The 17,066-nt window shown below is 70.3% G+C and carries 15 protein-coding genes; 9 read left to right on the forward strand and 6 right to left on the reverse strand.

Annotated elements, in window-relative coordinates; genetic code table 11:
* Nucleotides 1-11: 11 nt before the first annotated feature.
* The 3 genes from ATM97_RS21675 (at nt 12) to pruA (ending at nt 5,147) form a co-directional block, all read left to right on the forward strand.
* The gene (locus tag ATM97_RS21675; RefSeq protein ID WP_255588183.1) at nt 12-1,667 is read left to right on the forward strand and encodes a GMC oxidoreductase; all 1,656 of its coding nucleotides are present in this window, start codon (nt 12-14) and stop codon (nt 1,665-1,667) included.
* A 73-nt stretch (nt 1,668-1,740) separates the two neighbouring features.
* Complete coding sequence (locus ATM97_RS34805) at nt 1,741-3,447, forward strand: serine/threonine-protein kinase (protein WP_218719876.1); 1,707 nt, start codon at nt 1,741-1,743, stop codon at nt 3,445-3,447.
* A 68-nt stretch (nt 3,448-3,515) separates the two neighbouring features.
* Nucleotides 3,516-5,147, forward strand: a complete 1,632-nt coding sequence (gene pruA / locus ATM97_RS21685) for an L-glutamate gamma-semialdehyde dehydrogenase (RefSeq protein WP_218719877.1) — start codon at nt 3,516-3,518, stop codon at nt 5,145-5,147.
* On the opposite strand, the gene ATM97_RS21690 is transcribed toward pruA, so the two are convergent.
* Nucleotides 5,144-5,854: a hypothetical protein gene (locus tag ATM97_RS21690; protein WP_255588185.1), complete on the reverse strand. Its 711-nt coding sequence runs from the start codon at nt 5,852-5,854 to the stop codon at nt 5,144-5,146. The two genes, pruA and ATM97_RS21690, sit on opposite strands and share 4 nt — an antisense overlap.
* A gap of 89 nt (nt 5,855-5,943) precedes the next feature.
* On the reverse strand, nt 5,944-6,795 hold the full coding sequence (locus ATM97_RS21695) for an oxygenase MpaB family protein (RefSeq protein WP_218719878.1): 852 nt from the start codon (nt 6,793-6,795) through the stop codon (nt 5,944-5,946).
* Between the two features lie 113 nt (nt 6,796-6,908).
* Here ATM97_RS21695 and ATM97_RS21700 point away from each other — a divergent pair, with 113 nt between their 5' ends.
* Entirely contained in the window at nt 6,909-8,336 is a 1,428-nt protein-coding gene (locus ATM97_RS21700) for an acyl-CoA synthetase (RefSeq protein ID WP_218719879.1), read from the forward strand.
* 1 nt (nt 8,337) lies between these two features.
* On the opposite strand, the gene ATM97_RS21705 is transcribed toward ATM97_RS21700, so the two are convergent.
* Nucleotides 8,338-9,009 (reverse strand): molybdopterin-dependent oxidoreductase, encoded by a 672-nt coding sequence (locus tag ATM97_RS21705; RefSeq protein ID WP_218719880.1) that lies wholly within the window; start codon nt 9,007-9,009, stop codon nt 8,338-8,340.
* A gap of 112 nt (nt 9,010-9,121) precedes the next feature.
* Between ATM97_RS21705 and ATM97_RS21710 the strand changes: the two genes are divergently transcribed.
* On the forward strand, nt 9,122-9,511 hold the full coding sequence (locus ATM97_RS21710) for a PPOX class F420-dependent oxidoreductase (protein ID WP_218719881.1): 390 nt from the start codon (nt 9,122-9,124) through the stop codon (nt 9,509-9,511).
* Here the strand turns inward: ATM97_RS21710 and ATM97_RS21715 are convergent.
* From ATM97_RS21715 to dapD, 3 genes are all read right to left on the reverse strand, one after another.
* Nucleotides 9,486-10,364, reverse strand: a complete 879-nt coding sequence (locus ATM97_RS21715; RefSeq protein WP_218719882.1) for an RNA polymerase sigma-70 factor — start codon at nt 10,362-10,364, stop codon at nt 9,486-9,488. The genes ATM97_RS21710 and ATM97_RS21715 overlap by 26 nt on opposite strands.
* Entirely contained in the window at nt 10,361-11,440 is a 1,080-nt protein-coding gene (locus ATM97_RS21720) for an NAD(P)/FAD-dependent oxidoreductase (protein ID WP_218719883.1), read from the reverse strand. The genes ATM97_RS21715 and ATM97_RS21720 overlap by 4 nt, the downstream gene beginning before the upstream one ends.
* 164 nt (nt 11,441-11,604) lie before the next feature.
* Entirely contained in the window at nt 11,605-12,555 is a 951-nt protein-coding gene (dapD, locus tag ATM97_RS21725) for a 2,3,4,5-tetrahydropyridine-2,6-dicarboxylate N-succinyltransferase (protein WP_218719884.1), read from the reverse strand.
* Between the two features lie 231 nt (nt 12,556-12,786).
* Here dapD and dapE point away from each other — a divergent pair, with 231 nt between their 5' ends.
* Genes dapE through ATM97_RS21745 form a run of 4 tightly spaced genes read left to right on the forward strand, consistent with a single transcriptional unit; the run spans nt 12,787 to nt 17,047 of the window.
* Entirely contained in the window at nt 12,787-13,881 is a 1,095-nt protein-coding gene (gene dapE, locus ATM97_RS21730; protein ID WP_218719885.1) for a succinyl-diaminopimelate desuccinylase, read from the forward strand.
* A 36-nt stretch (nt 13,882-13,917) separates the two neighbouring features.
* Entirely contained in the window at nt 13,918-14,721 is an 804-nt protein-coding gene (locus ATM97_RS21735) for a TIGR00730 family Rossman fold protein (protein WP_218719886.1), read from the forward strand.
* Nucleotides 14,715-15,269 (forward strand): TIGR00730 family Rossman fold protein, encoded by a 555-nt coding sequence (locus tag ATM97_RS21740; RefSeq protein ID WP_374104892.1) that lies wholly within the window; start codon nt 14,715-14,717, stop codon nt 15,267-15,269. Before ATM97_RS21735 ends, ATM97_RS21740 begins: the two co-directional genes overlap by 7 nt.
* 11 nt (nt 15,270-15,280) lie before the next feature.
* Nucleotides 15,281-17,047 carry a long-chain-acyl-CoA synthetase gene (locus ATM97_RS21745; protein WP_218719888.1) on the forward strand — a complete coding sequence of 589 codons (1,767 nt, stop codon included), beginning with the start codon at nt 15,281-15,283 and terminating at the stop codon, nt 17,045-17,047.
* The last annotated feature ends 19 nt before the right edge of the window (nt 17,048-17,066 follow it).

The following is a 17,066-nucleotide window of genomic DNA, read 5'->3' on the forward strand; positions in this document are numbered from 1 at the left end:
TTGCAGTCTCGATGAGGAGCCGCTCGGTGCGTGAATTCTTGTATGAAAAGCCAGGTCAGTACCAATACACCGGGGGTATTTCGCGCCGCGGGTTCCTAGCTGCAACAGGTTTCACGCTAGGGGCGGCCGTGCTGGCGAGTCGCGCGGTCGCCGCGGCGGCGCCCGCGGCCGACGGTGACAAGGTACCCGCCCTGGTGATCGGCAGCGGGTACGGCGGATCGGTCGCCGCGCTGCGCCTGGCCCAGGCAGGCGTCGACGTCCTCGTCGCCGAGATGGGCATGTCCTGGACGAAACCCGGGCCCGACGGCGACATCTTCTGTCCGGTCCTGAAGCCCGACGGCCGGTCCTACTGGCTGCGCGAGACCACCGATCAGCCGGTGGGGTACTTCATGGGCGGGTCCTACAACAAGGACATCGACCGCTACACCGGCGTGCTCGACTCCGAGGGCTTCGGTGGCATCCGGGTCTACCAGGGCCGCGGCGTCGGCGGCGGCTCGCTGGTCAACGGCGGCATGGCGGTGACGCCCAAGCGGGAGAACTTCGGCGCCATCCTGCCCTCGGTGAATGCCGACGAGATGTACGCCACCTACTACCCACGCGCCAACAGCGCGCTCGGAGTCAACACCATCGACCAGAACTGGTTCGAGTCGGCCGAGTGCTACCAGTTCGCGCGGGTCGGCCGCAAACATGCCGAAAGATCCGGTTTCGGCTGGACTTTCGTGCCCAACGTCTACGACTTCGAGTACATGAAGAAGGAACAGGCGAACACGGTGCGCCGCTCCGCGCTGGCGGGTGAGGTGATCTACGGCAACAACGCGGGCAAGCGCTCGCTGGACAAGACCTACCTGGCGGCGGCCACCGGCACCGGCAAGGTGACCATCGCCGCCCAGCACATGGTCACCTCGGTGACGCCCAGCGGCAGCGGCTACGAGGTGGAGATGGCCGTGATCGACACCCAGGGCCGGACCACCTCGACCAAGAAGGTCGTCGCGGACCGCGTGTTCTTCGCGGCGGGCAGCGTCGGTACCAGCAAGCTGCTGGTCGCGCTGAAAGCCAAAGGGCAGCTGCGCAATCTGTCCGACGCGGTGGGGCAGAAGTGGGGCAACAACGGCAATGTCATGGTCGGCCGGGCCAACCACATGTGGGACGCCACCGGCAGTCTGCAGTCGGCCATGCCCTGCCTCGGCATCGACAACTGGGCCGACGCGGGCGGTCCGGCCTTCGCCGAGGTCGCGCCGTTCCCGTCCGGCATCGAGACCTATGTCAGCCTGTACCTGGCGATCACGAAGAACCCGAACCGGGGCAAATTCACCTTCAACTCCGGCACCGGCAAGGTGGATCTGAACTGGCAGACCGCCTGGAACCAGTCCTCGATCGACGCGGCCAAGCGGATCTTCGACAAGATCAACAAGAAGGAGGGCACGATCTACCGGACCGATCTGTTCGGCGTCTACAAGACCTGGGGTGACGACTTCACCTATCACCCGCTGGGCGGTTGCGTGCTCAACGAGGCCACCGACAATTACGGTCGCCTGCACGGCTATCCGGGCCTCTACGTCATCGACGGCGCGTTGATTCCCGGCAATACCAGCGTGAATCCGTTCGTCACCATCACCGCGCTGGCCGAGCGCAATATCGAGCGGATCATCGCCGACGATCTGCGCTGATCTCGCGTTCCGGCTGCCGGATCGGCTAGGGTCCGGCAGTCGGAGCGGTATGGGATCGAAAGGCTCGTCACGGATGCACGGGGTGGAATTCGGCGCGGGTACGGTCTTCGCCGGGTATCGGATCGAACGGCTGCTCGGCCGGGGTGGGATGGGAACCGTCTACCTGGCGGCGCATCCGCGGCTGCCGCGTCAGGTGGCGCTGAAACTACTGAATCGCGAACTGTCGTCGGACCCGGAGGTGCGCGGGCGGTTCGAACGCGAGGCCGATGTGTCGGCGCACCTGGACCATCCCGGCATCGTGTCGGTGCTCGACCGCGGCGTCGAGGACGGGCTGATGTGGATCTCCATGCAGTACGTCGACGGCACCGACGCGTCGGTGTTCCGGAATTCGCCGGTGGCACCCGCGCGCGCGATCGACATCGTCGCCCAGACCGCCGAGGCGCTGGACTACGCCCACGAGCGCGGGGTTCTGCACCGGGATGTGAAGCCCGCCAACATCTTGCTGGCCGCCGCCCGCACCGGCGACCGTGTGCTGCTCACCGACTTCGGCATCGCCCGCCTGCGCGGTGACGCTCGCCAGCTGACCCGCACCGGGGCCTTCCTGGCCACCCTCGCCTATGCCTCCCCGGAGCAGCTCTCCGGCGCGCCGGTGGACCACCGCTCCGACCAGTACTCCCTGGGCTGCACCCTGTTCACCCTGCTGACCGGCGAAAGTCCGTTCCCCGCCGACAATCCCGGCGCGGTGGTGGCCGCGCACCTGAGCAAGCCGGTGCCGCGCGCGTCCGCGACGGTGCCGACCCTGCCGCCCGGGATCGATGCCGTGATCGCCCGGGCGCTCGCCAAGGACCCGGCCGAAAGGTTCGGCAGCTGTGCGGAGTTCGCGCAGGCGGCGGTGGATGCGCTGGGTGGCGTGACCGGCGCGTCGGCACAGCCGTCGGCCACGTCCGCGCCGAATCATCCAGTGCTGTCGGCCCTTGCGCCGGCGGCGCATGCGCCGGCATCGCAGGGGGTGCGCGCTCCCGGTCCGGGAGGTTCGGCGCCGCAGCGAGCCGGCGCATTGCCGACGTCGAGCTCGACGGCGACCCTGGTGACGGCGCCACCTTCTGGAGCCCGGCCGCCGATCGCCGGTGGCCCCGGCTGGAGCGCGGGACCGCCCGGCTACGGCTCGTATCCGGCCGCGCGATCCGCCTCACCGCGCAAGGCGGTGTCGTCGCGCTGGCGCGCGCTCGCGGTCGCCCTGCTGGTCCTGGCCATGGTCGCCGGTATCGGCGTGGTCGGGATCGGCGCGATCTACTGGAAGTTCGTGCGACCCGGCCGGATCGCGCCGCCGCCGGTGGCGTCGTGGGGCGAGCACCGCTCGCTGCTCTACGACTTCTCCCAGATCCTGCCGAAGGACCCGACCGCCACCGGCTGGTCGGAATCGACGTGTTTCGCCACGGGCGCGCTGGTCGTGCACACCGGTGATCCGGTGCCGATCCGGCAGATCACCTGCACCGACTCCCAGGGCGTCACCTCCTGGTACACCCAGTACGCCACGTCCGCCGACGCGGACGCCTATCTCGACCGGCACGCCACGGCGGACCCCACGACCACCCGTGGCGCCGCCGTCGGCGCCAACGCCACCGTCACGGCCTGGCGTCCCCGCGCCGGTGAGCCGTTCACCCTCGCGGTGCGCCGTGCCGTCGACGGCGTCGGCCAGCCGGTCATCGTCGAGGTCGCCGCGCCCGGCGGCTCGTTCGAATCGACCCAGCTCAACTGGTACCTGTGGGCGCCGCTGTAGCCATCCGCCACGCGCCGAGCGACATCTCGATCCGGGCGATCTCGGGGCCGCGGCGATAGCCTCGGAGTATGGACGCTGTCACGGTGGTTCCGGTGCCCGCGAACGAGCCAGCGCAGTCGTACGCGCCGGGGACGGCGGGGCGGGAGCGGCTGCGGGCGCGGCTGGCCGAGATCGCGGGGGAGTGCGTCGACGTGCCGCTGGTGATCGGGGGACAGGAGCGGGGCGGCGACGGTGAGCGGCACGGGATCGTGGCGCCGCACCGGCGATCGCTGGTGCTGGGGACCTACACCGACACCACGCACGAGGAGGCGAGCGACGCGATCGAGGCGGCGGTGCTGGCGGCGCCGCAGTGGCGCGACCTGTCCTTCGACGAGCGGGCCGCGGTCTTCCTGCGCGCGGCCGATCTGATGTCGGGACCGTGGCGTGAGACCGTGGCGGCGGCGACCATGCTCGGGCAGTCCAAGTCGGCGGTGCAGGCCGAGATCGACGCGCCGTGCGAGCTGGTCGACTTCTGGCGGTTCAATGTCGCCTACGCGCGGCAGATCCTCGAGGAGCAGCCGCGATCGGGGCCCGGCGTCTGGAACCGGATGGACTACCGGCCGCTGGAGGGCTTCGTCTACGCGATTACCCCGTTCAACTTCAGCGCCATCGCGGGCAATCTGCCCACCGCGCCCGCGCTGATGGGCAATACCGTGATCTGGAAGCCCGCACCCACCCAGACCTTGGCGGCGTGGGTCACGATGCGGATCTTGATCGCGGCGGGCCTGCCGCCCGGGGTGATCAATCTGGTCACCGGCGACGGCAGGAACCTCTCCGAGATCGCGCTGTCCGATCCGCGCCTGGCCGGTATTCATTTCACCGGCTCGACCCGCACCTTCCAGCACCTGTGGCAGCAGGTCGGCGCGAATATCGGTGGCTACCACAGCTATCCGCGCCTGGTCGGGGAGACCGGCGGCAAGGACTTCATCCTGGCGCACCCCTCCGCCGATCCGGAGGCGTTGTCCACGGCCATGATTCGCGGCGCCTTCGAGTATCAGGGCCAGAAGTGCTCGGCCGCCTCGCGCGCCTACGTGCCGCGATCGCTGTGGCGGACGATGGGCGAGAAGTTCCTGGCCACGGTGGGGGAGCTGACCTACGGCGATGTCGCCGATCTCGCGAATTTCGGTGGGGCGCTGATCGATCAGCGCGCCTACGACAAGTCGGTGGCCGCCATCGAGCGCGCCAGGGACGCGGGAATCACCATCGCCGCGGGCGGCACCTACGACGACAGCGTGGGGTGGTTCGTCCGGCCGACGGTGCTGCTCGCCGACGATCCGCACGACGAGGCCTTCCGGACCGAGTACTTCGCGCCGATCCTCTCGGTGTACGTCTACGACGACGACGCGCCCGACGCCTTCGAGGTGCTGCTGGCCGAGGTGGATTCGACCTCGCCCTACGCGCTCACCGGCGCGGTCTTCGCCCGCGACCGCGCGGTGATCGAGAAGGCCGCCGCCGCACTGCGCTACGCGGCGGGCAACTTCTACATCAACGACAAGCCCACGGGCGCGGTGGTCGGTCAGCAGCCGTTCGGTGGCGCCAGGGCCTCCGGCACCGACGACAAGGCGGGCTCTCCGCTGAACCTGCTGCGCTGGGTCGCCCCGCGCGTGCTCAAGGAGACCTTCGTCCCGCCGACCGGCTACCGCTATCCGCACATGGACTAGCGCCCGCTGACCAGCCGCAGGAGCACCGCGGGCAGCGCGTCGAGCACATCGGCGGACTGCTCGGCCGGGGTGCCGTAGGTGTGGGCGGCGACCGAGAACCCGGTGCCGAAGGACGCGGAGGCCACCTCGGGGGTGTCCAGGTCCGACCAGCCCCACTTGCTGCCCTGCACCCCGGGCAGCTGGGCGGTGCCCCAGTTCTGGGGCGTGCCGTCGGCGGCGGTGTTGCTCGCGTCCGCCATCCAGCCGAAGATCGGCGAGCCCGGATCGGTGCGCTGCTTGGTGACCAGGAACTCGGTGAGATCGGCGGTGCTCGTGCTGGACCGGCCCCAGTCGGCGCTGCCATGCGTCGCGCGCAGCCCGTATTCGCTCGCGGTGGCTTCGATGGCCTGGGGATACTTGTTCGCCAGCTGGGTGGCCGCGCCGTCGTCGGAGTCGCGGATCATCCGTTCCGCCAGCGCGCGGTCCTCCGGCGCGCCGTCGCCGTGGCGCAGGGCGTAGTCGACGATGTAGAGCTTCGACATCGACAGCGCCGACCGCGATTCGTGCTCGTTGGCGGTGCCCCAGGAGAATCCGCCGGGCGTCCGCACCGACAGCGCCGTCCGCGACGGCACGGTGGCCGGGTCCTCGTCGGCGTTGGCGGCGGGCGCGCCGATCAGCAGACCGGTGGCGGCCGCCGCCACGCACCACATGACTGTTCGCCTGCTCATGAGCGTCCTCCGGTTCTGTGCGACGGACCGATCGTGGGTATGAAACCCGAACGTCGCAGGTCGGCGCGGAAGGCGCGCGGCAGGACCGGTCAGATCAGTGGCTTGCCCCGGCGCTGTCTGCGGCGCATGTCGGCCAGAGTCAGGTTGAACGGAAAGTTGCGGATCACCCGCGGCAGCCGGCCCGTCACCCTGCCGCTCGCCCGCATCAGCCGGTTGAGCGTGCGTTCGTCGCGGTCGGTCCAGGTCATACCCATCTCGTCGCGCAGGTGGGCGGGGAGCAGGCCGGTGGTGAACCAGCGGTGGAACCGGGCGAACGGCAGCCGCAGGGCCGGGCTGATCATCTTCAGATCGAGCAGGTCGTCGAAGTAGGCCTTGATGGTGGCGTCGATGTGCGCCTGCGGCAGATGTTCGGTCCAGTAGGCGTCGAAGGCGGCGCGATCGGCCGGCCACATCTGCCTCGGGACCTGCAAAGTAGTGCCCAGGCGGTGGGCGTATTCGTAGAAGGTGTCGGCGATGTCGTCGTCGGCGGGGCCGTAGATGCGGGCCATCACGTCGACCGCGCCCCAGTACAGGCACGCAGCCACCCACAGCTGCAGGTTCTTGTCGAAGGCGTTGTACTGCACCGGGCTGTCCGCGGTCGAGCGGACGTACTTGTGCGCGCCGTTGATCGCGGTCCGATAGGCGGCGCGATCGGCGTCATCGCCCATCAGGGCCACCGAGAGATAGGTCAGGGTGGTGCGTGTTCGTTTCACCGGATGCCGCATGATGCTGCCGCTGTGGACTCGGGATTCCGCGACGCCGTAGCCGACGGGCGCCAGGCTGAGTTGCATGATCACGTTCGCGGTCGCGCCCCAGAAGGCGGTCGAACCGTCCACGTAGTCCCGGATGTCGAATTCGGCCGGTTCGGTGCGACCCGAACGTGCGCGAGCAAGGATGGTCATCGTTGACCCCTTCATCGGTGAGAGAACTATATGATGAATGTCTCATCATGTCGTCGGGGAGTCAACGGACGGCGGCGCGCGCGGGCCGAACCGCGCCGCGTTAGCGTGGACGGATGCCCTACGGTCCGCCGCTGCTGCTCGCCTCGCTCGATCCGGTCGCCGTCGCCGCCGGTGCCGACATTCCCGACGCCGTCACCATCGATGATGCCACTCTGTCGCGCTCCGATCTGCTGGGTGCGGCGACCTCGGTGGCCGAGCGGATCGCGCGCGCCGACCGGGTCGCGGTGCTGGCCGAACCGACCGTGCGCACCGTGCTGGCCGTGGTCGGCTGTCTGATCGCCGGCGTGACGGTGGTGCCGGTGCCGCCCGATTCCGGTGCGGCCGAACTCGAGCACATCCTGCGCGATTCCGGTGCGCAGGCCTGGCTCGGCGCGGCGGCGGAGGGCACCGGGCTGCCGGTGGTGCCGGTGCGGCTGCACGCGCGGTCCTGGCACACCTACCCCGAACCCGATCCCGCGTCGACGGCCTTCATCCTCTACACCTCCGGGACCACCGGCGCGCCCAAGGGCGTGATGCTCAGCCGCGCTGCCATCGCGGCCGGCCTCGACGCGCTCGCCGAGGCGTGGGGCTGGACCTGGAAAGACACCCTCGTGCACGGGCTTCCGCTGTTCCACGTGCACGGGCTGATCCTGGGCCTGCTCGGGCCGCTGCGGGTCGGCAGCCCGGTGATCCACACCGGCAAGCCGACGCCCGAGGCCTACGCGGCGGCGGGCGGCAGCCTGTACTTCGGGGTGCCGACGGTGTGGTCACGGATCGTCGAAAAGCCCGATTCGGCACGGCAATTGGGCAAGGCGCGACTACTGGTGTCGGGGAGCGCGCCACTGCCGGTGCCGGTGTTCGAGAAGCTGGCCGAGCTCACCGGGCAGCCGCCGGTGGAGCGCTACGGCATGAGCGAAACCATGATCACCCTGTCCACCCGCGCCGACGGCGAGCGCAGGCCGGGCTGGGTCGGCACGCCCGTGCGCGGCGTGGAAACCCGGCTGCGCGACGAATCCGACGCCGCGGTCCCGCATGACGGCGAGAGCATCGGCGCGCTCCAGGTGCGCGGCCCGATGCTGTTCGACGGTTACCTCAACCGTCCCGACGCCACCGCGGCGGACTGGACCGAGGACGGCTGGTTCCGCACCGGTGACGTGGCCGTCATCGACGCCGACGGATTCCACCGCATCGTCGGACGCGAGTCCATCGACCTGATCAAGTCCGGCGGCTACCGGATCGGCGCCGGCGAGATCGAGACCGCGCTGCTCGGCCATCCGGCGGTCGCCGAGGTCGCGGTGGTCGGCCTGCCCGACGACGACCTGGGCCAGCGCATCGTCGCCTTCGTGGTGCCGCGCGACGGCGGTTCCGCCGAGCTCGGCACCGAGCTGATCGCCCATGTGGGCGCCCAGGTCTCGGCGCACAAGCGGCCCCGCGAGGTCCGGTTCGTCGACGCGCTGCCGCGCAACGCCATGGGCAAGGTGCAGAAGAAGCTGCTCGGCTGACTCAGCGGGGCCGTGTGGTGCTCCCGCGCGCGCTGAGTTTCCGGATCGGTCCGATCAGCGCGTGATAGATGGGCCGTACCGCGCGGCCGGGCAGATAGCGATGCCGTTCCTCCGCCCACACCCGCGCCCTGCGGTGGGCCGCGAGCGGGGAGAACCGTTCGGGATCGGGCGGCTCGCTGACGTGGAACTCGATGCGGCACAGGTGTTTCGTATTGACGAAGCCGTACTGGCTCGGGCTCACCAGCCGGATCGGCGCGCCGTGGTCGCTGTCGAGCGGTTGTCCGTCGAGCCGGTCGGCGAGCAGGACGTCGCCGGTCAGGACGTCGTCGAGCAGCACGATCGACTGGTATCCGTCGAGCCCCGCGAAGACGACGTGGCTGATCCGCGCGTCCGGGCGCAGCAGTGGTTCGACCCGCAGCCGGTAGAAGGTCTCGAAGGGGATGCCCTCCCAGCGCAGCCCGGTCGCCGACCATCCGGCGACGCAGTGGAAGTCGGCCAGCATCCGCGTTCGGGGGAGCTCCGCGAGTGCGGCCGGCGACAGCGTGACGGTGTCGGTGAGCGCTCCGCCGAGCTCGATTCCCGGATCGGCGGGGATCGGTGGCGGCGGGTGGTGGAGGTGGGTGCCGAAGCGCGGGAAGCCCTCGACCGCGCGTTGACCAGGGGGAAGTGCCATGACGATCCTCCAGTTATACGGTTCCGTATAACTGGCAGCCTAGCGCGGGTCGGCGCCGTCGTCGAGAGCCGGGGATTGACCTCGAGTGCGGTTCAGGTCCTACGGTCGGGGCATGAGCGCAACGCTGACGCCCGAGCATCTCGACTACCTGGCCACCCAGAAATTGGGCAGGCTGGCGACCGTGCGGGCCGACGGGACCCCGCAGAACAACCCCGTCGGCTTCCGCTACAACGCCGAGCTCGGGACCATCGACATCGCGGGCTGGAACATGGCCGCCTCCAAGAAGTTCCGCAATCTCGCCGACAACGAGCACGTCGCGTTCGTCGTCGACGACATCGCCTCGGTGCGGCCGTGGCGGGTGCGCTGTCTGGAGATCCGCGGCACCGCCGAGGCGCTGACCGAGGTCGAGTCCTACATCACCGAGCGCCCCGACGCGCTCATCCGAATCCACCCGACCAGGGTCATCGCCTTCGGTCTCACCCCGGAATCCGTACCGCGCTGAGCTTTTCGGGGTTGCGCACGCAGTACACCGCCGTGACGACGCCGTCGGTGACCTCGATGGAGGTCACCTGGTCCAGGACGCCGTCGATCGTCACGGCCACGCCGGGCATCGCGTTGAAGACGCCGACGCGCACGCCCACCTCGCCCATTCGGTCGCCCTTGGCGAGCAGGCCGATGACCAAGCGCGCCACCTTGTCCGGGCCGAGGACCGGCCTGCGCACCGCGTTGACCACGCCGCCGCCGTCGCCGATATAGACCACATCGGGCGCGAGCACGTCCATCAGCGCCTGCACATCGCCGGTGGCCGCCGCGATCGAGAACCGTTCCACCACCGACTGCGCCTCGGCCGGGGTCGCGATCGCGGTGTGCCGCTTCTCGTGCACGCGATCCCTGGCCCGCTGATTCAGTTGCCGCACCGCGGTTTCGGACTTGCCGACCGCCGCGGCGATCTCGGCGTAGCTGAACGCGAAGACCTCGCGGAGCACGAAGACCGCGCGCTGTACCGGCGTCAGCGTCTCCAGCACGAGCAGCATCGCGGTGGTCACCGCCTCGCCGGTCAGTACATGCTCGACCCCACCCTCGGACGCCGCCGCCAGCGGCTCGGGCAGCCACGGCCCGATGTACTCCTCGCGCCTGCGCGCGGCCGAGCGCAGCACGCCGATCGCCTGCCTGGTGACGATCTGGGCCAGGTAGGCGCGCGGATTCTCGACGCTCGCGTGGTCGGCCTCGCGCCAGCGCAGGTAGCTGTCGTGCAGCACGTCCTCGGCGTCGACGACCGAGCCGAGGATCTCGTAGGCGATGGAGAACAGCAGTCTGCGGTTCTCGGCGAACACCCGCTCGGGCTCGGTGGTCACTGTTTCGGGCCGCTCAACCACACGCTGTTGCCGGTGCGCGCGGCCCACGCGGCGTAGCGGACGATGCGCTCCTTGGCGAACGCCGCGCCGCGACCGTCGAACGAGACCGGCAGCGGGCTGTCGTCGCGGCGCGAGGCCTGGACGACGGCGTCGCGCCTGCCGATACTCAGCGCCTGGCCGCCGTATCCCATCGAATACGGCTGCGGCTCGCGTTCTTCGATCATCCGGGCGAGCGTATCCACCGCGTGCGCGCCCTGCGGCGCCGCGGTCGCGCAGGCCATGCGCGCGCCGGGCACCGCGGCGCAGTCACCGACGACGAACACCCGCGGATCGGTCACGCTGCGCAGGTACGGATCCACCAGCGCCCTACCGCCCGCGTTCACCGCGAGCCCGCTGCGCGCGGCCAGGTCGGGCACGGCCGACACCACCGCCCACAGCGTCAGGTCCGACGCGAGCGCGGCGCCCGAGCTCAGCTCGATCGTGCCGTCGCCGACGCGCTCGACCGCGCCGGTGACGACCTCGACGCCCAGCCTGGCCAATCCGCGCCGCACCCGCCGCTGTCCGCCCGCCGACAAGCTCGCGCCGATCTCGGCCCCCACCAGCCGGATGCGCAGATCCGGTCGGGCCTGTCCGAGCTCGGCCGCGGTCTCGATGCCGGTGAGCCCACCCCCGACGACGGTGACGGTCCGGTCGGCGGGCAGCGCCGCCAGCGCCGTGCGGGCCTGTTCGGCGCCCTCCCACGTGCCGACCGGAATCGCGCCGGGCAGCGGCGCGGCCGTGCTGCCGACGGCGACGAACAGGTAGTCGAAATCGAGCTCGGTCCCGTCGTCGAGGGTCACGGTCCCGTCGCCGATCTTGTCCGCGCCCGCCACCCGGGTCGCGATGGTGGGCACGAGCATCTCGGCGAGGGGAGTCGCGGCCGTGCCCGTGCCGGCCAGGTGCTCGTGCAGCCGCACCCGTTCAACGAAATCGGGCCGTGGATTGACCACGGTGATCCGGGCTGTCGGCACCTTCTTCGCCAGCCGGTTCGCCGCCCCTGTGCCCGCGTACCCTGCGCCGATCACCACGATGTCCATCGTCTGCCTCCTGCCGGAAAGAACTGGGTCGACCATGGGATGCGGGTGGACGCCCGGTTGTGATGGTGACGCTCGTCACTGTCGATCGGGCGGTCGCGGACGTGGGTCCGGAAACAGCAGCGGCCCCGCACTCGCGCGAGTGCGGGGCCGCCGGAAAGCCTGGCTCAGTCGTTCGCGTGCAGCGCGGCGTTGAGCTCGATCCCGGTGCCCTTGCGCGGGACGACCTCGACCGCGCCGGTGGTGGAGTTGCGGCGGAACAGCAGGTTGTTCTGGCCGGACAGGGTCGCGGCCTTGACCACGGTGCCGTCCGGGCCGGTGACCTTGGTGCCCGCGGTGACGTAGAGGCCCGCCTCGATCACGCAGTCGTCGCCCAGCGAGATGCCCAGGCCGGAGTTGGCGCCGAGCAGCGAGCGCTCGCCCACCGAGATCACCTGGGTGCCGCCGCCGGACAGGGTGCCCATGATCGACGCGCCGCCGCCGACGTCGGTGCCGTCGCCGACCACGACACCGGCCGAGATGCGGCCCTCGACCATCGAATTGCCCAGGGTGCCCGCGTTGAAGTTGACGAAGCCCTCGTGCATGACGGTGGTGCCCGGGGCCAGGTGCGCGCCGAGGCGGACCCGGTCGGCGTCGCCGATGCGGACGCCCGAGGGCACCACGTAGTCGACCAGGCGGGGGAACTTGTCGACGCTGAGCACGGTGACCGGGCCGCGGGCGCGCAGCTTCAGCCGGGTCTGCTCGAAGCCGTCCACCGCGCACGGGCCGTGGTTGGTCCACACCACATTGCTGAGCAGGCCGAACTGGCCGTCGAGGCTCAGGCCGTGCGGCTGCACGAGGCGGTGCGAGAGCAGGTGCAGGCGCAGGTAGACGTCGTGCGCGTCGACCGGGGCGGCCGACAGGTCGGCGATCGTGGTGCGCACCGCGATCACCTCGACGCCGCGCGCCGCGTCGACACCGAGCAGCTCGGCGAACTCGCCCGCCTCGGCGGCGTCGACGCGCTTGGAGCCGGTCTCGGTGAATTCGCCCAGCTCGGGGCTGGGGTACCAGGTGTCGAGGACGGTGCCGTCCGAGGTCACGTTGGCGATACCGACTGCGGTTGCTCCCTGAATGCTCACGGAGTTCATTTTGCCGGGTCCGCGACGCTTTGTGTCGGCCACCCCCGGGCCGGACACCGAACCCGGGTGTGCGGACGGCGATCGTCCGCAGACCCGGGCGTCCACCGGTTCAGGGCAGAGCGTCGGCAGTGGCCGCGTTCTCGGCTGCCCGACGTCGAGTGGCCGCTTCGTGCGAACGCGCCGCCCGGTGAACGCGGCGAGCCGGGGCGGCGTCCGTACTACTGTCGAGATGTGACTCTCGATTTGCGTGCCGATCCCGTCCAGCTGACCGCCGCCCTGGTCGACATTCCCAGTGTGTCGCGCGACGAGGCCAAGATCGCGGATCTGGTGGAGCAGGCATTGCGGGAGCAGACCACCGGGTTCGAGGTGCTGCGGCACGGGAACGTGGTGCTGGCGCGCACAAACCGCGGGCTGCCGACGCGGGTGATCCTGGCCGGTCATCTCGACACCGTGCCGATCGCCGACAACGTGCCGAGCCGGCCCGACGAGGTCGGTGGGGAGCCGGTGCTGTTCGGTTGCGGCACCGTCGACATGAAGTCCGGCGACGCGGTGTTCCTGCATCTGGCGGCCACTATTGCCGACCCGGCCCACGATCTGACGCTGATCTTCTACGACGGCGAGGAGATCGCCGCGGAATTCAACGGCCTCGGCCAGATCGAGCGCGAGCTGCCCGAGTGGCTCGACGGCGACCTCGCGATTCTGGGTGAGCCCTCCGGCGGCTGGATCGAGGCGGGCTGCCAGGGCACGCTGCGGGTCCGGCTGACGACCTCCGGCGTGCGCGCGCACTCGGCCAGGGCCTGGCTGGGCGAGAACGCCATCCACGGGCTGGCGCCGGTACTGGCGCGGTTGTCGGCCTACGAGGCGCGCGAGGTCGACATCGACGGCTGCGTGTACCGCGAGGGGCTGTCGGCCGTGCGGGTCTCCGGTGGGGTCGCGGGCAATGTGGTGCCCGATGTCGCCGAGGTGGATGTGAACTTCCGTTTCGCGCCCGACCGGACCGTCGAGCAGGCCGTTGCGCACGTGCGCGAGGTCGTCGCCGGGCTCGACGTCGAGTTCGTGGTGACCGACTCCTCGCCCGGCGCCCTGCCCGGCCTCACCGCGCCCGCCGCGCGCACCCTGATCGACTCGGTCAACGCCCACGGCGGCGGCGGTGTCCGGGCCAAGTACGGCTGGACCGACGTCTCCCGCTTCGCGGCGCGCGGCATCCCCGCGGTCAACTTCGGCCCCGGCGATCCCAACCTCGCGCACAAGCGCGACGAGCACGTGCCGCTGAGCCAGATCACCGCCGTCACCGCGATGCTGCGCACCTACCTGTCAGCCCGCTGACGACTGGTGTTCGACCCGACCCAGTAGCGTGGGGGCATGTCTACCGATTCCGCTGATCAGGCTGGGAAGGTCAAATCGACGGCGAAGTTCCGTGGGCCGGTGATGTTTCGCCGCGAACGCAAGCAGGGTGTGCGGACCGCCGACCGGAATCTGCTCGACACCCGCCAGGACAGCGATTGGGTGCATACCGATCCGTGGCGGGTGCTGCGGATCCAGGCCGAGTTCGTCGAGGGTTTCGGCGCGCTCGCCGAGGTGCCGCCCGCGGTGACCGTGTTCGGTTCGGCGCGCACGTCCAAGGACCATCCCGAATACGCGGCGGGCATGGCGATCGGCGCCGCGCTCACCAAGGCCGGTTTCGCGGTGATCACCGGCGGCGGGCCCGGCGCGATGGAGGCCGCCAACCGCGGGTCTTCGGAGGCGGGCGGCTACTCGATCGGGCTCGGCATCGAGCTGCCGTTCGAGCAGGGCCTCAACGAGTGGGTCGATCTCGGTATCAACTTCCGGTACTTCTTCGTCCGCAAGACCATGTTCGTGAAGTACTCGCAGGCCTTCGTCTGCCTGCCCGGCGGGTTCGGCACCCTCGACGAGCTGTTCGAGGCGCTGACCCTGGTGCAGACCCGCAAGATCACCCGTTTCCCGATCATCCTGTTCGGCACCGCGTACTGGTCCGGCCTGGTCGACTGGCTGCGCGAGTCGCTGGCCGGCTCGGGCAAGATCGCCGCGGAAGACCTCGACCTGATCCAGCTCACCGACAGCGTCGAGGAGGTCGTGCGGATCATCCAGGGCGAGACCGGCGATCACGCGAACATCGAGCGGCTCGGCACCGAGGACGAGTGGTGAGCGCGCCGTACTCGATCTGCGTCTACTGCTCGGCCAGTACCACCGATCCCGACCTGATCAGCCTGGCCGCCCGCGTCGGCACCGAGATCGCCCGGCGCGGTTGGCAACTGGTCTCCGGCGGTGGCCATGTGTCGATGATGGGCGCGGTCGCCACCGCCGCCCGCGCGGGCGGGGCGCACACCATCGGGGTGATCCCGAAACACCTGGTGCACAAGGAAGTCGCCGATGTCGACGCCGACGAACTGCTGGTCACCGACACCATGCGTCAGCGCAAGCAGCTGATGGAGGCCCGCGCCGACGCCTTCCTCACCCTGCCCGGCGGGGTCGGCACGCTCGAGGAACTGTTCGAGACCTGGACCGGCGGCTACCTCGGCGAACACGCCAAACCGGTGGTGGTGCTGGACGCCGACGGCTTCTACGGCGGGCTCTTCCGCTGGATCGATGAACTGTACGAACGCAGAATCGTGACGCGGCAGGCGCGCGACCGCATCACCGTGGTCGCCGATCTGCCCGCCGCCTTCGCTGCGCTGGAACCGGCTCAGGGCTAGGAGAATTCGACGTGAGCAACGACGCCCGCTCGACCGTCAGCGTGTTCGATCTCGCCAAGGCGTTGCCCGCCATGGCGCTCGACGCGCCCGGCATGCTGCGCAACGCGCGCGGAATGCTGGTGGGGCCCAAGGACAAAGCCTCCATCGGCCTGTACTTCCAGCGCGTCGCGCACCGGCGGCCCGATCGGGTGTTCCTGCGGTTCGAGGGCCGCTCCTACACCTATCGCGCGGCCAACAGCGAGGTCAACCGGTACGCGTCGGTGCTGTCGGGGCGCGGGGTGCGCCGCGGCGACGTGGTCGGCGTGCTGATGACCAACCGTCCCGAGACGCTGTTCACCGTGCTCGCGGTGCTCAAGCTCGGCGGCACCGTCGGCCTGCTCAACTACAACCAGCGCGATCAGGTGCTCGCGCACAGCATCGGCCTGCTCGACAGCGTGCTCACCGTGGTCGGCGCCGAATGCGGGGAGGCGCTGGCCTCGCTGCCCGCGCCCGCCGAGCACGTCCTCGCCGCCGAGGAACTGGCCGAATCCGCCCGCACCGCACCGGATGCCGACCCGGCGGTGTGCGCGCGGGTGACCGCCGGCGAACGCGCGTTCCTGATCTTCACCTCCGGCACCACCGGCCTGCCCAAGGCCAGCGTGATGACCCACCACCGCTGGACCAAGAGCATGGCCGGGCTCGGCGGCCTCGGGGTCCGGCTGCGTGCCGACGACGGTCTGTACTGCTGTCTGCCGCTCTATCACAACAACGCGCTGACGGTCGCGCTGTCGGCGGTGCTGGCGGGCGAGTCGACCTACGTGCTCAGCCGCAAGTTCTCGGCCTCGGGCTTCTGGGACGAGATCGCCCGCGAGCGCGCGACCGCGTTCATCTACATCGGCGAACTGTGCCGCTACCTGCTCAACCAGCCGGTGCGGCAGGCCGAGCGCGACAACCGGGTGCGCCTGGCCGTCGGCAACGGCCTGCGCCCGGAACTGTGGGACGAGTTCCGCAGCCGGTTCGGGATCGGCCGGGTGGTCGAGTTCTACGGGTCCAGCGAGGCGCCGCTGGCCTTCGTCAACGCCTTCGGCCTCGATCGCACCGCCGGTCTGTGCCCGCTGCCCTACGCCGTCGTCGAGTACGACGACGAGACCGGCAAGGCCAAGCGCGGGCGCGACGGGAAGCTGCGCCGGGTGCGCTCGGGCGGCGTCGGCCTGCTGCTGGCGAAGGTGAACGATCGTCAGCCCTTCGACGGCTACACCGACAAGCGGGCCTCGGAGTCCAAGCTGGTCCGCGACGGCTTCAAGAAGGGCGACTGCTGGTTCGACACCGGCGACCTGGTCCGCGACCAGCATTTCTGGCACATCGCCTTCGTCGACCGGCTCGGCGACACCTTCCGCTGGAAGGGCGAGAACGTCGCGACCACCGAGGTCGAGGGCGCGCTCGACCACGACGAGAACATCGAGCAGGCCGTCGTCTACGGCGTCGACATCCCCGGCACCGACGGCAAGGCGGGCATGGCCGCGGTCACCCTGCGCCCCGGCGCGGAATTCGACGGCAAGTCGCTGGCCGCGACGGTCTACCAGCGTCTGCCGATCTACGCGATCCCGCTGTTCGTCCGGGTGGTGGCCGAACTGGAGCAGACCTCGACGTTCAAGAGCCGCAAAGTGGAGCTGCGCAAACAGGGCTACACCCCGGACCCGGACAGTCGGCTCTACGTCCTGTCCGGCCCGGCCACCGGCTACGTCCCCGCCTACGACGGCTACGCGGCCGACGTCGCGGCCGGTCAGGCCCCGCGCTAGCAAGGTAACGTCTGAGCTC

Source organism: Nocardia sp. MH4 (assembly GCF_019266065.1).
In the GTDB taxonomy this organism is placed as follows: domain Bacteria; phylum Actinomycetota; class Actinomycetes; order Mycobacteriales; family Mycobacteriaceae; genus Nocardia; species Nocardia canadensis.

Excerpts from the sequence above, each read along its gene's own strand:
- ATM97_RS21675 (WP_255588183.1), top strand. The coding sequence starts at position 12 with ATGAGGAGCCGCTCGGTGCGTGAATTCTTGTATGAAAAGCCAGGTCAG.
- ATM97_RS34805 (WP_218719876.1), top strand. The coding sequence starts at position 1,741 with ATGCACGGGGTGGAATTCGGCGCGGGTACGGTCTTCGCCGGGTATCGG.
- pruA (WP_218719877.1), top strand. The coding sequence starts at position 3,516 with ATGGACGCTGTCACGGTGGTTCCGGTGCCCGCGAACGAGCCAGCGCAG.
- ATM97_RS21690 (WP_255588185.1), bottom strand. The coding sequence starts at position 5,854 with ATGAGCAGGCGAACAGTCATGTGGTGCGTGGCGGCGGCCGCCACCGGT.
- ATM97_RS21695 (WP_218719878.1), bottom strand. The coding sequence starts at position 6,795 with ATGACCATCCTTGCTCGCGCACGTTCGGGTCGCACCGAACCGGCCGAA.
- ATM97_RS21700 (WP_218719879.1), top strand. The coding sequence starts at position 6,909 with ATGCCCTACGGTCCGCCGCTGCTGCTCGCCTCGCTCGATCCGGTCGCC.
- ATM97_RS21705 (WP_218719880.1), bottom strand. The coding sequence starts at position 9,009 with ATGGCACTTCCCCCTGGTCAACGCGCGGTCGAGGGCTTCCCGCGCTTC.
- ATM97_RS21710 (WP_218719881.1), top strand. The coding sequence starts at position 9,122 with ATGAGCGCAACGCTGACGCCCGAGCATCTCGACTACCTGGCCACCCAG.
- ATM97_RS21720 (WP_218719883.1), bottom strand. The coding sequence starts at position 11,440 with ATGGACATCGTGGTGATCGGCGCAGGGTACGCGGGCACAGGGGCGGCG.
- ATM97_RS21735 (WP_218719886.1), top strand. The coding sequence starts at position 13,918 with ATGTCTACCGATTCCGCTGATCAGGCTGGGAAGGTCAAATCGACGGCG.